Source organism: Nitratireductor sp. ATLC21 (assembly GCF_057196525.1).
Genome location: NZ_JBXUOU010000003.1, coordinates 184,815 through 197,894, shown reverse-complemented (window position 1 = coordinate 197,894; position 13,080 = coordinate 184,815). Strand labels below are relative to the sequence as shown.

12 protein-coding genes are annotated in these 13,080 nt (G+C 59.4%); 8 read left to right on the top strand and 4 right to left on the bottom strand.

The genetic code is table 11. The annotated features are described in order from the left end of the window. Nucleotides 1-3 precede the first annotated feature (3 nt). Complete coding sequence (gene coaA / locus AC2CHD_RS15345; protein ID WP_229450075.1) at nt 4-963, top strand: type I pantothenate kinase; 960 nt, start codon at nt 4-6, stop codon at nt 961-963. On the opposite strand, the gene AC2CHD_RS15340 is transcribed toward coaA, so the two are convergent. The 4 genes from AC2CHD_RS15340 to AC2CHD_RS15325 form a co-directional block, all read right to left on the bottom strand. Further along, entirely contained in the window at nt 950-1,564 is a 615-nt protein-coding gene (locus AC2CHD_RS15340; protein ID WP_484554389.1) for an alpha-ketoglutarate-dependent dioxygenase AlkB family protein, read from the bottom strand. The genes coaA and AC2CHD_RS15340 overlap by 14 nt on opposite strands. Nucleotides 1,565-1,828: 264 nt before the next feature. Then, on the bottom strand, nt 1,829-2,284 hold the full coding sequence (gene lysM, locus AC2CHD_RS15335; protein WP_484554388.1) for a peptidoglycan-binding protein LysM: 456 nt from the start codon (nt 2,282-2,284) through the stop codon (nt 1,829-1,831). Between the two features lie 120 nt (nt 2,285-2,404). Then, complete coding sequence (gene arfB, locus AC2CHD_RS15330) at nt 2,405-2,839, bottom strand: alternative ribosome rescue aminoacyl-tRNA hydrolase ArfB (protein ID WP_484554387.1); 435 nt, start codon at nt 2,837-2,839, stop codon at nt 2,405-2,407. A gap of 88 nt (nt 2,840-2,927) precedes the next feature. Continuing rightward, nucleotides 2,928-4,538 carry a phosphoenolpyruvate carboxykinase gene (locus AC2CHD_RS15325; protein ID WP_484554386.1) on the bottom strand — a complete coding sequence of 537 codons (1,611 nt, stop codon included), beginning with the start codon at nt 4,536-4,538 and terminating at the stop codon, nt 2,928-2,930. Nucleotides 4,539-4,838: 300 nt separating this feature from the next. Between AC2CHD_RS15325 and AC2CHD_RS15320 the strand changes: the two genes are divergently transcribed. From AC2CHD_RS15320 to AC2CHD_RS15290, 7 genes are all read left to right on the top strand, one after another. Further along, entirely contained in the window at nt 4,839-5,540 is a 702-nt protein-coding gene (locus tag AC2CHD_RS15320; RefSeq protein ID WP_229450074.1) for a response regulator transcription factor, read from the top strand. Nucleotides 5,541-5,599: 59 nt separating this feature from the next. Then, the gene (locus AC2CHD_RS15315) at nt 5,600-7,375 is read left to right on the top strand and encodes a stimulus-sensing domain-containing protein (protein WP_484554385.1); all 1,776 of its coding nucleotides are present in this window, start codon (nt 5,600-5,602) and stop codon (nt 7,373-7,375) included. A gap of 5 nt (nt 7,376-7,380) precedes the next feature. After that, the gene (locus AC2CHD_RS15310; protein WP_484554384.1) at nt 7,381-7,839 is read left to right on the top strand and encodes an HPr kinase/phosphorylase; all 459 of its coding nucleotides are present in this window, start codon (nt 7,381-7,383) and stop codon (nt 7,837-7,839) included. A gap of 248 nt (nt 7,840-8,087) precedes the next feature. Then, entirely contained in the window at nt 8,088-8,489 is a 402-nt protein-coding gene (locus AC2CHD_RS15305; RefSeq protein WP_223022234.1) for a PTS sugar transporter subunit IIA, read from the top strand. After that, nucleotides 8,486-8,806: an HPr family phosphocarrier protein gene (locus tag AC2CHD_RS15300; protein WP_484554383.1), complete on the top strand. Its 321-nt coding sequence runs from the start codon at nt 8,486-8,488 to the stop codon at nt 8,804-8,806. Before AC2CHD_RS15305 ends, AC2CHD_RS15300 begins: the two co-directional genes overlap by 4 nt. A gap of 145 nt (nt 8,807-8,951) precedes the next feature. Further along, nucleotides 8,952-10,352 (top strand): adenosylhomocysteinase, encoded by a 1,401-nt coding sequence (gene ahcY, locus AC2CHD_RS15295; RefSeq protein ID WP_229449421.1) that lies wholly within the window; start codon nt 8,952-8,954, stop codon nt 10,350-10,352. A gap of 203 nt (nt 10,353-10,555) precedes the next feature. Further along, nucleotides 10,556-13,078, top strand: coding sequence for a sensor histidine kinase (locus AC2CHD_RS15290; protein ID WP_484554382.1), 2,523 nt, complete (start codon nt 10,556-10,558; stop codon nt 13,076-13,078). Nucleotides 13,079-13,080: the final 2 nt, after the last annotated feature.

Here is a 13,080-nt window from a genome sequence, read left to right as displayed (position 1 = left end):
TTCATGGACCAGCTTGTCTCAGGGGAGAAGTACTCCCCCTATCGCATTTTTACGGCGGAGAAATGGGCGAAGTTTCGCGCCGACACGCCACTCACCCTGACCGAGGATGAGGTTCGGCGACTGCGTTCGCTGAACGACCCCGTCGATCTTGAAGAAGTGCGCCGGATATATCTGTCCATGTCGCGGCTTCTTTCGGCTCATGTGGAGGCCACGCAGCTTCTGTTTCGCCAAAGACAGGCGTTTTTCGACAGCCAGGATGTTGTGAAATCACCCTTCATCATCGGCATCGCCGGTTCGGTGGCGGTCGGCAAGTCCACAACTGCGCGCGTGCTCAAGGAGCTGCTCGCCCGCTGGCCTTCCAGCCCGAAAGTGGATCTGGTGACAACGGATGGCTTTCTCTATCCCAACGAGATTCTGCGGCGTGACAATCTTATGGAGCGCAAGGGGTTCCCCGAAAGCTACGACCTCGGCGCGGTGCTGCGGTTTCTGTCTGCCATCAAGGCCGGCCTGCCAAATGTTCAGGCGCCGCTCTATTCGCACCTTACCTATGATGTCCTGCCGGGTGAATATCGCACCATCGACCGGCCGGATATTCTGATTTTCGAAGGCATCAATGTGCTGCAGACACGTGATCTGCCGCAGGATGGAACAGCGGTTCCGGTTGTTTCGGACTTTTTTGATTTCTCGATTTACATCGATGCGCCGGAAGATCTCATCCATCAATGGTATGTCGACCGATTCATGCGGCTGCGTGAGACCGCGTTCCAGAACCCAGAGTCCTTTTTCCATCGTTATGCGACACTGAAACCAAGTGCCGCCCTCGCGATCGCCGAGCAACTCTGGGAAAATATTAATCTCAAGAATCTGCGTGAAAACATTCTTCCGACGAGGCCGCGCGCCGACCTGATCCTGCGCAAAGGCGCCAACCACCTGACCGAAGAGGTCGCGCTCAGGAAGCTGTGACGCGCCGCAGGGTCAGATTGATGCGGCCGGGAGCGGAGAGCAGCGTCGACGTGCCCGGATAGATGCGGTCGACCCCGTGAAAGGCAAGTCGCCCTGCCCCGCCGAGCACCACCACATCGCCGGACTGGAGCCTGACAGACAAGGTTTTGTCGCTGCGTTTCGTGCCGCCGACACGAAAGAGGCAGGCATCGCCGAGCGATACTGAGACCACAGGCGCGGCAAAGGCCTCTTCATCGCGATCCTGATGCAGGCCCATCTTTGCCCCATCGGTATAGTGGTTGACGAGGCAGGCTTGAGGTGGAGCGGGGAAATCCGCCACCTCATTCCAAAGGGCTAGAAGGCTTTCAGGGATGGCAGGCCAGGGCTTCCCGGTGACGGGGTGCGTCTCCTGATACCGGTATCCGCGTTCCTTGTCCGTAACCCAGCCGAGAGCGCCGCAATTGGTCATGCGGACACTCATTTCCTTGCCGGTCCGCGGCATGGCAGGCACGAACAGCGGCGCCTCGCGCACCACGGCGCGTATCTCGCCGAGCAGCGCCTCCTGCGCCGGGCGGTCGAGATATTCGGGCAGGTGGATCACGCCTTCGGTCAGGGTGGGCAATCAAATCTCCTTAAACCGAGTAAGGTGCATGATGCACCGTTGCATTGATGGAGTGCGTGGTTCGACAAGCTCACCTTGAGGAAGGTGGTGTCGGGCAAGCCTGTTCATGAACATGATGGAGGGGTTTGCAGCCAATCCCGCTCCTCATGGTGAGCTTGTCGAACCACGCATCACACAGACAGCCTCACTCAGGAAGCTTACGCCTGCAAACAAAAAACGGCGACCCGAAAGCCGCCGTCTCATGCCAGATCATGACAGTTGCGATCACGCCTCGGCGAGATCGGGAATACGCAGCACCTGGCCGGGATAGATTTTGTCCGGATCGTCAAGCATGGGCTTGTTGGCCTCGAAGATGACGGTGTATTTCGCACCTTTGCCCTTGCCGTAATTGGCCTCGGCAATCTTCCAGAGATTGTCGCCTTTTTTCACGGTGTAGAAGACCGGTGCCTTGGCTTCGGCTGAAGCGACCTTGAGCTCGCCGGCCTCCACCTTGGAAATGCCGAGCGTGTTGCCGACCGCAACGACAGCCTTTTCAAACGCCGACTGGTCAGCCACCTCGCCTTTGAGAACAACCTTGTCACCTTCTACGACCACATCGACCTTGTCGGTGCCGAGCTTGTGGGAATCGAGTTCCTGCTTCAGTTGGTCTGCTGCCGGCGGCTCTTCGTCCACCATGCCGAGCTTTTTGCCGACTGATTTGACAAAATCGAAAATGCCCATGGAAATGTCTCCAGTTAGAATTCGCTGATATTTGACGTGTATCAGCTCAAAATTTCAACTGCAAAACAGTTGCTGGGCAAAAGTTACGGTAGCGAATTCGACGGTGGGACTATGTCGATTTCAATCGAAACTGATTTTCCCACGTAGTTTCTTCACCGATGAACGACCGGCTTTGGCCTTCAACCGGCGTTCTATCGCGGAACGAGAGGGTTTGGTTTTCTTGCGGGGTCTGGGCGGCGGTTCGGCGGCGCGGGTCAGGAGTTGGGCGAGCCGGTCGCGTGCGTCGGCGCGATTCAGTTCCTGGGTGCGGTAGCGGCCTGCCTCAATGACGATCTCGCCCTCTTTCGTGGCACGGCTTCCTGCAAGCTCCAGAACCCTTTCACGCACGCGCTGCGGCAGGCCGCGTGCTGTCCTTGCGTTGAACCTCAGTTGCACCGCGGTCGCTACCTTGTTGACATTTTGACCGCCGGGACCGGAGGACCGGATGAATTGCTCCTGCAACTCGTCCTCGAAAACGGTCACGCCATCCCTGATGTTGAGGTCGTCCTCGGCCATAGCTCCTGTCCGCTATAATGAAAAGGCCCGGTCTCAACGACCGGGCCTGAACATGCGCATTCAGCAAGCGGGATGCAAGTGGGCCGGGTTATTCGGCAGCTTGCGCCATCTGTGGCGCAGCTTCGCGCACGGTGGCATCCACATGCGTTTCGAACTTCTCAAAATTGTCGATAAACATGCCGACGAGCCGGCGAGCCTGCGCATCATAGGCTGCTTTGTCAGACCAGGTGGAGCGCGGATCCAGAACGCTGCTCTCGATCCCAGGTACCGCCACCGGCACGGCGAAGCCAAAATGCGGGTCGGTGCGGAACTCCGCGTCGTTCAACTCACCGCTCAAGGCCGCGTTGAGCAGGCCCCGCGTCACCTTGATGGGCATGCGGCTGCCGACACCATAGGCCCCGCCGGTCCAGCCGGTGTTGACCAGCCAGCAGTCGACACCGTGACGGGCGATCAGGTCGCGCAGCAGATTTCCGTATTCCGAGGGATGGCGCGGCATGAAGGGCGCGCCGAAGCAGGTGGAGAAGGTGGCCTCGGGTTCCGTCACGCCCTTTTCGGTTCCGGCCACTTTGGCTGTGTATCCCGAGAGGAAGTGATACATGGCCTGAGCCGGTGTGAGCTTTGCGATGGGCGGCAGAACACCGAAAGCATCCGCGGTTAGCATGATAATGTTGTTCGGATGACCGCTGCGACCGGTTTCGCTTGCGTTCGGGATGAAATGCAGGGGATAGGCGCAGCGCGTGTTCTCGGTCAGACTGCCATCGTCAAAATCCGGGCGGCGCTCTGCATCAAGAACCACATTCTCCAAAACTGTGCCGAAACGGCGCGTGGTGGCAAAGATTTCCGGTTCGGCCTCTTCAGAAAGGCGTATCGTCTTTGCGTAGCAGCCACCCTCGAAATTGAAGAGACCGGTCTCGCCCCAGCCATGCTCGTCGTCGCCGATCAGCGTCCGGGACGGATCCGCCGAAAGCGTGGTCTTGCCGGTGCCCGACAGGCCGAAGAACACAGCTGCATCGCCATCTGGCCCGACATTGGCCGAGCAGTGCATCGGCATCACGCCCTTAGCCGGCAGAATGTAGTTGAGGGCGGTGAAGACCGACTTTTTCATTTCGCCGGCATAGGAGGTGCCGCCGATCAGAACGATATTGCGCGTCAGATCCACAGCGATGACGGTTTCGGTGCGGCAGCCGTGGCGCGCGGGATCGGCGCGGAAGGATGGCAGGTCGATGATCGTCATCTCCGGCACGAAGGAGGCAAGCGCCTCCACCTCGGGCCGCAGGAGCAGATTGCGGATGAACAGCGAATGCCAGGCATATTCCGTGATGACGCGCACGGGCAGGCTGTTTTCGGGATCGGCTCCGCCGACAAGATCCTGCACAAACAGATCCCGGTCAGCTGCATGGGCGATGAAATCGGCGTGAAGTGTCTCGAAATGCTCGGAGGAGATGGGCTTGTTGTTGTCCCACCAGACCGCATCCTCCGTTTCGGCGGTACGCACGACGAACTTGTCCTTGGCGGAGCGGCCCGTGTGCTGGCCGGTTTCGGCCACCAGTGCACCATCTGCGGTGAGTTTCGCCTCCCCGCGACGGATCGCCTCCTCATAAAGCGCAGCCGGCTGAAAATTATAATGGACGGCGCCCGTCGTTTTCAGACCATTGCTGTCGATCCCGCAAGCCGGGTTGCGCATGCCGGTTTCGTTCATCGTAACCACCAGATTTCCCTTGAGATGCCTGTCCGCGCAGGCGATCCAAGCTGAAAACACAAATAAGCGAGGGATATCAAACCATTAATCGATTTAAATTTTTTAAAATCGTTTAAATCGTTTAAATCGGGTTGGATTCGACCAGTATTTGCACAGCTTCGCAGCGCCGGGAGGTGTCATGAGAAGCACCCGTGTGACACGGGGGGCTTTATATGCCACATTTTGTACCCAATTTGTCCTGCATCTGCACAGCCGATCGATGCAGATAGGGACGACATGCCCATGAGGGAGCCGCTGGATATGGCAACAATCGCGCTTGTCGATGACGACCGCAACATTCTCACCTCCGTTTCCATAGCACTGGAATCGGAAGGCTATCGGGTCGAAACCTATACGGACGGCGTTTCGGCGTTGGAGGGACTTGGAGCCCGACCGCCCAATCTTGCAATCCTCGACATCAAGATGCCGCGGATGGATGGCATGGAGCTGTTGCGCCGACTGCGCCAGAAAAGCGATGTCCCGGTCATCTTCCTGACCTCCAAGGACGACGAGATCGACGAACTCTTCGGTCTGAAGATGGGCGCTGACGATTTCGTCCGCAAACCGTTCTCGCAGCGCCTTCTGGTCGAGCGTGTCCGGGCCGTTCTGCGCCGCGCGAGCAATCGAGAAACCGCTGCAAAGACCCCGGGCAAGCAGTCGCAATCGCTGGAACGCGGGCAGCTCGTCATGGACCAGGAACGCCATACCTGCACCTGGAAGGGGCAGCCTGTCACGCTGACTGTCACCGAATTCCTGATCCTGCATTCGCTGGCGCAGCGTCCCGGCGTGGTGAAGAGCCGCGATGCCCTGATGGATTCGGCCTACGACGAGCAGGTGTATGTGGACGACCGCACCATCGACAGCCACATCAAGCGCCTGCGCAAGAAGTTCAAGGCGGTTGACGGCGAGTTCGACATGATCGAAACGCTCTATGGCGTAGGCTATCGCTTCCGCGAGATCTAGACCTTGGGGTCATCCCGGAGATGCGGTTGCCCGGCGCGCGCGTCGGCAAGACAGTAGCGATGAGTGCAGAAACTGAAAAGACGGAGCGGCGGTCCTCGAAGACCGCACGTCCAGCAGGTCAGCCCTTTCTGGGTCGGCTTGCCGTGCCGCTGCGCCGTCTTTTTGGCCACTATGTATTTTCGAGCCTCACACGGCGTATCCTGTTTCTCAACCTTGCTGGTCTCGGCGTTCTGGTTGTCGGGGTTCTCTATCTGAACGAGTTTCGCGAAGAGCTGATCAGCGCCCGCGTTGAGAGCCTGATGACTCAGGGCGAAATTATTGCTGGCGCCATAGCGAGTTCCGCCGAGGTGGAAACCGACTCCATCCTTGTTGATCCGGACAAGCTGCTCGAGCTGCAGGCGGGGCAAAGCCTTCCGCCGCGAGGCGACCAGTTGGAGAGCCTTGATTTCCCGATCAATCCGGAGCGTGTAGCCCCTCTTCTGCGAAGGCTCATACCGCAAACCCGCACCCGCGCCCGCATCTATGATCCGGACGCCAACCTGCTGCTGGATTCTCAGTATCTCGGACAGGTTCTTCGCTACGAATTGCCGTCCATTGAAGATGACGATGCGAGCATTTTCGATCAGGTCTGGCAGCGGATGAAAGAGATTTTCCGACGCAGGGATCTGCCGGTTTATAAAGAGCAGCCGGGAGGCAGCGGCGTGGCCTATCCCGAGGTGATGCGGGCACTCACCGGCACCACCAACCACGTGGTGCGCGTCAGCGAACAGGGCGAGCAGATTGTCTCCGTTGCAGTACCGATTCAGCGCTTCCGGGCTGTCCTCGGCGTATTGCTTCTGTCGACGCAGGGTGGCGACATCGACAAGATCGTGGCTGCCGAGCGCAAAGCCATTCTGCGCGTTTTCTTTGTCGCTGCTCTGGTGACGGCCATCCTCTCTCTGCTTCTTGCCTCCACCATTGCGAACCCGCTGCGGCGGCTCTCTGCGGCAGCGGTGCGGGTGCGTCGTGGTGCACGGTCACGAGAGGAAATTCCCGATTTTTCCCATCGCCAGGATGAGATCGGCAATTTGTCCTCGGCTCTGCGCGATATGACCAAGGCGCTCTATGCGCGCATTGATGCCATCGAAAGCTTCGCTGCCGACGTGGCCCATGAGCTGAAAAATCCGTTGACCTCATTGGGCAGCGCCGTTGAAACGCTTCCGCTTGCCAAAGACGAGCGCTCACGCGAACGGCTTCTGGAAATCATCCAGCACGATGTGCGGCGGCTGGATCGACTGATCACTGACATTTCCGACGCCTCCCGGCTCGATGCGGAGCTTTCCCGCGAGGATGCAGACCGTGTGGAACTGAAGCGGTTCGTTGGCGATCTGGTCGGAGCGATCCGGGAGGCAGGTTCGACGAAGAAGCCCGTGGAGATCACCTTCACCGCCGAACCGAAGGGTGAAAGCGAAGCGGCGGCCTATTTCATCCAGGGACACGATTTGCGTTTGGGGCAGGTGATCACGAATCTCATCGAGAATGCCCGTTCTTTCGTTCCGGAAAAAACGGGACGGATCGATGTACGCCTGTCGCGCGCCGGCAAGCGCATCATCCTCACCGTGGAAGACAACGGGCCGGGGATTCGCGTGGAGAATATCGATCGGATTTTTGAGCGGTTTTACACGGATCGACCCGCTGGCGAAGCGTTCGGCCAAAACTCCGGCCTTGGCCTTTCAATCAGTCGCCAGATTATCGAGGCCCACGGCGGCACGTTGACGGCGGAGAACATCGCCGGGGCGAAGCCTGGTGACATCAAGGGCGCCCGCTTCATTGTGGCTCTGCCCGCCGAGGCCTGACCGAAATGCCCAACTGCCACGCCACCGCCATTGTTGTCGCCGGATCCGGAATATTGGTCGAGGGTCACTCAGGCAGCGGCAAGACGATGCTCGCTCTGGAGGCCCTCGCTTTTTTCCAGGCGGCAGGCATCTTTGCAGCCTTTGTTTCAGACGATCAGGTCTGCCTCTCGACAAGAGAGGGGCGCTTGATTGCAAGAGCCCCTTCTTCCATCGCCGGTTTGGCCGAAGCGCGCGGCCTGGGACCGGCAAAGCTGGACCATGTCCCTGCCACGGTGATCGACCTTGCCATTATTCTGGTCGACGAGCGAAAGGCGCCTCGCATCTCCGAGGAAACGGAGATTGTCCGCGAGGACATTGCGATTCCGTGCGTGGTATTGCCGCAACGACAGGCACGAAGGGCGGTCCACGCCATCGCCGCAACCCTGCAATTGCCGCCTTTTGGTCCGGGTCGCGCCGCCGTTTGAACTTTATTTAGGCGAATCGCCGCAGTTTTGGGCTTGTCAACGGCCTGTGCGTTGACAAGATAGCGCTCTTGCTTTGGGGCAGGACGGGACTGGGGCGTCTCCGGACCTGCTTCCAACAAGGGTGGACCGACAAGGTCTGAACACTAAGTGAAGAAAAACCGGATAAACGGGCAGACCCGTGAAGCCAGTGGATGGAGTAAACGCGTGACAGGCTCGAGCGCAAAACCAAGCATTCGGATGATGTGCCGATGATCGGGCTCGTCTTGGTGACGCATGGCCAGTTGGCCGAGGAATTCCGCCACGCAGTGGAACACGTGGTGGGCCATCAGGAAAACCTGGAAACGGTTTCCATTGGTGCTGAGGACGACATGGAGCAACGCCGTCGCGATATTGTTGACGCGGTTGCGCGTGCCGACACCGGTTCAGGCGTGATCATCCTCACGGACATGTTCGGTGGCACCCCGTCCAATCTCGCGATTTCGGTGATGGACGCTGGCCGTGTCGAGGTGATCGCGGGTGTAAATCTGCCCATGCTCATCAAGCTTTCTTCCGCACGCGCCAATGACGACATGGCGCAGGCACTCGAGGAGGCGCAGGCCGCTGGTCGCAAATACATCAATGTTGCAAGCCAGGTGCTGAGCGGAAAATGACCGAGGCCCAGACAAACGATATCTCTGCGCGGGCGCGGTCTTCGGAAGTGTTGACGCGTGAGTTCAGCATCGTCAACCAGCGCGGCCTTCATGCGCGAGCCTCGGCCAAGTTCGTGCAGATGGTCGAAAGCCACGATGCTGACGTCGAGGTCGAGAAGGATGGCATTACTGTCGGCGGAACCTCCATCATGGGGCTGATGATGCTCGCCGCGAGTCCGGGCTGCAAGATCCGCGTGAGCGCCAGCGGCCCGGAGGCGGAAGCATTGCTCGACGCCCTGCAGACCCTCATTGCAGAGCGCTTCGGTGAAGAGTGCTGAGCCCTATTTAGGTTCACACATGCACGAATAAAGATTTCTTTATATCCATTGTGAGCGGCGTCATGATCTGGTAGTCAGACACCAGCATTCGCGCCCGGCCTGCTGTTCGTGGCGCCCGGATTCATGAAAATCGGAGAGTACGCCAATGAGCGCTGACAAGGATTATGTGGTCGCTGACATTTCTCTGGCCGACTGGGGCCGCAAGGAGATCGAGATCGCCGAGACGGAAATGCCGGGCCTGATGGCCTGCCGTGAGGAATTCGGCAAGGAGCAGCCGCTGAAGGGCGCGCGCATCTCCGGTTCTTTGCACATGACCATCCAGACCGCTGTTCTTATTGAGACGCTGAAGGCGCTGGGTGCGGATGTGCGCTGGGCCTCCTGCAACATCTTCTCCACGCAGGACCATGCCGCTGCAGCCATTGCAGAGAGCGGCACACCTGTGTTCGCCGTGAAAGGCGAGACGCTTGAGGAGTACTGGACCTATACGGACCAGATCTTCCAGTGGAGCGATGGTGAACCCTCCAACATGATCCTCGATGATGGCGGCGACGCCACCATGTACATCCTCATCGGCGCCCGCGCCGAGGCCGGTGAGGACGTTCTGTCCAACCCGGGCAGCGAGGAAGAAGAAGTCCTGTTCGCGCAGATCAGGAAGCGCATGGCTGAGACCCCGGGCTTCTTCGCGCGCCAGAAGGCAGCCATCAAGGGCGTGACGGAAGAGACCACGACCGGTGTGAACCGCCTCTATCAGCTCCAGAAGAAGGGCCTCCTCCCCTTCCCGGCGATCAACGTCAACGATTCCGTGACCAAGTCGAAATTCGACAACAAATATGGCTGTAAGGAATCGCTGGTGGATGGCATTCGCCGTGCAACTGACGTGATGATGGCCGGCAAGGTGGCCGTGGTTTGTGGCTATGGCGATGTCGGCAAGGGCTCGGCCCAATCGCTCGCCGGCGCTGGTGCCCGCGTGAAGGTCACGGAAGTCGATCCGATCTGCGCGCTTCAGGCCGCCATGGATGGTTTCGAAGTGGTCACGCTTGATGACGCCGCTCCCACCGCCGACATCGTTATCACGACGACCGGCAACAAGGATGTCATCACCATCGATCACATGCGCAAGATGAAGGACATGGCGATCGTCGGCAATATCGGCCATTTCGACAACGAGATTCAGGTTGCAGCCCTGCGCAATCTCAAATGGACGAACATCAAGCCGCAGGTGGACATGATCACCTTCCCGGACAACAAGCGGATGATCCTCCTGTCCGAAGGCCGCCTCCTCAATCTTGGCAACGCCACGGGCCATCCGAGCTTCGTCATGTCCGCATCTTTCACCAATCAGGTGCTGGCGCAGATTGAGCTTTTTGTCCGTGGCGACCAGTACAAGAACGAGGTCTACGTTCTGCCGAAGCATCTCGACGAGAAGGTCGCGCGCCTGCATCTCGACAAGCTGGGCGCTCAACTGACCACGCTTTCGGAAGAACAGGCCTCCTATATCGGTGTTACGCCGCAGGGGCCGTTCAAGCCGGAACACTACCGCTATTAAGTAAAATTAACTAAGGCACAATATATTGATACCGGGCCATTGACTTTTGGCCCGGTATTATTTTTGTCGCGCGCCCTTCTTCACGGCGATTCGCTCACGCGGTACAGTGCTGTGATTCGCGAGGCGGCTGACCTTCCGGGCTGTGGGCCTGGCGAAAGGAAGGGGCGGTCTTGCCAGATCATGCGGCGGAGAAGGAACAAGACATGCCGGGGCTGGACCCGCTGAACGGCGGATCTACGGGCCCTAAGGGCCGACAGCGCAAAGTGGGCATCGTGCGGGGACTGATGCGGTTGCTGACGCTGACGACGGGCGTGGCCGTGCCAACCGTGGCCGCCGCGCAGGCGGCTGCGCAGCTTGCGCCAGGCGTTTCGGTCACCGCTCTCGAAGTCATTCAGATCGCCGTCTTTGCCGGTGTCATGGGCGCAGCATTTCTCTCTGCCATCTGGTTGATCCGTCAGCGCGCCCGCATTGCTTCTGAAAATCTTGAACTCCGTGCACGGATCGCAGAGCTGAGCGGGGCACTCGGCCGCTCCGAGGCTCTTCTCAATCTGAAGGATCAACGCGCGGTCGTCTGGGGCGGCGGCTCGGACAAGCCGGCGATTGTGGGCGATCTTGCGCCTGGGTGCGGTGCGCCGGATGAGCGCTCCGCGTTCCTGGCATTTGGACGTTGGATGATGCCGCGGTCCGCCTCCGCTCTCGACCGCGCACTCGCCACCCTGCGCGAGACCGGAGAGAATTTCGACCTGACCATCGAAACAAGATCCGGCACGATGCTGGAGGCTCAGGGGCGGAAATCTGCCCAGCACACGGTTCTACGGTTCGTCTCGCTTGCCGGCGTGCGTGAAGAACATGCACGTCTTCAGCTTGAGCAGGACAATCTCTTGTCTGAGCGTGCCACGCTTCTGGGCCTGCTCGACGCGCTCGACATGCCGTTCTGGCTCCGCGACAAGGCCGGACAACTGGCCTGGGTCAACCGTGCGTTCACCGGTGCGGTGGATGCCTCCACGAGCGATGCCGTTCTGCGCGAACAGGTCGAGTTCCTGCCCATGTCGGCGCGGGAGGAAATCATCAGCCGTCATCGCGAAGCCAATGAGGTGTTCCGGCAATCCCTGTCCGCCGTTGTTCATGGCGAGCGGCGCGTTTTTGCGGTTACCGATTATGCTGGCGGTCATGGCTCGGCAGGCATCGCGGCGGACATCAGCGAAGTGGAAACGATCCGCCGGGAATTTGAAAGCACGGTCCAGAGTCATTCCGACACACTCGACCAGCTCACAACGGCGGTGGCGATCTTCGACGAGAACCAGAAGCTGCGCTTCTTCAACCAGTCGTTCCAGAAGCTTTGGGATCTCGATACCCCTTTCCTCGAAAGCAGACCCGACAATGCTCTGCTGCTCGACCGGCTACGCAGCGAAGGTACGCTGGCCGAACAGCCCGAATGGCGGCGCTGGAAGGAAGGGCTCCTGTCCGCCTATCGCAGCATGAAGCCGCAGGAACACTGGTGGCACCTGCCCGACGGACGCACGATCCGCGTAATCGCCAATCCGCAGCCCAAGGGTGGCGTGACCTGGGTTTTCGAGAATTTGACGGAGAAGTTCGATCTCGAGAGCCGCTACAATGCGGCGATGCGCGTTCAAGGCGAAACGTTGGACAATCTCACCGAGGGCGTCGCGGTGTTTGGCCCGGATGGACGCCTGCGCTTGTCCAATCCGGCTTTCCAGCGCATCTGGAACCTGCCTGACCAGCTTGTCACGCCCGAGGCACATATTGCCGACATCCGTGCGGTGTGCGACCCACTGGCCAAGGACAGCCCGTGGCACAATTTTGTTGCCTCTGTCACTGGCTTCGATGACGAGCGGCGCAGCCAGCATGGTCAGGTGGAGCTCTCTAACGGGTCGGTATTGAGCCATGCCACGATTCCGCTGCCCAACGGCCAGGTGATGATCACCTTTGTCGACATGACCGACAGCGTGAACGTGGAACGCGCATTGAAAGAGAAGAACGATGCGCTGCAGAAGGCAGACAAGCTCAAGAACGATTTCGTGCAGCATGTCTCCTATGAGCTGCGTTCACCGCTGACGAACATTATTGGCTTTACCGAGCTCCTGAACCTTCCGGAAACGGGTCCGCTCAATCACAAGCAGCGTGAGTACCTGGATCACATAGGGTCCTCCTCCTCCGTGCTTCTCACTGTCGTGAATGACATTCTCGACCTTGCGACGGTTGACGCCGGCATCATGGAACTGGAAATCGGCGAGGTAAGGGTCGGCGACATGGTCGAGGCTGCGGCCGGGCTCATATCGGAGCGCCTGCGCGAACACCAGATCCGGCTCGACGTGCAAATGGACGATGCCGCGCTCGTTTTCCATGCAGACGAAAACCGCGTGCGTCAGGTGCTCTTCAATCTGCTTTCCAATGCGGCCAATTATGCGCCCGAGCACAGCACGATCCGGCTTTCTGCGCGGCAATATGACGATGCGGTGGAATTCAGCGTGCATGATGATGGGCCGGGCATGGCACCCGATGTGCTGGAAACCATCTTCAAACGTTTCGAGCCGCATGTTAATGGCGGGCGCAGGCGTGGTGCGGGGCTTGGCCTCTCCATCGTCAAGAGCTTCGTTGAGCTGCATGGCGGCTCGGTCCACATCGACACGGGCGAAGGGCGCGGAACCACGGTAACCTGCCGGTTCCCCTCCGCGCCGACACAGGCGCGGGTCGCCGCAGAGTAGCC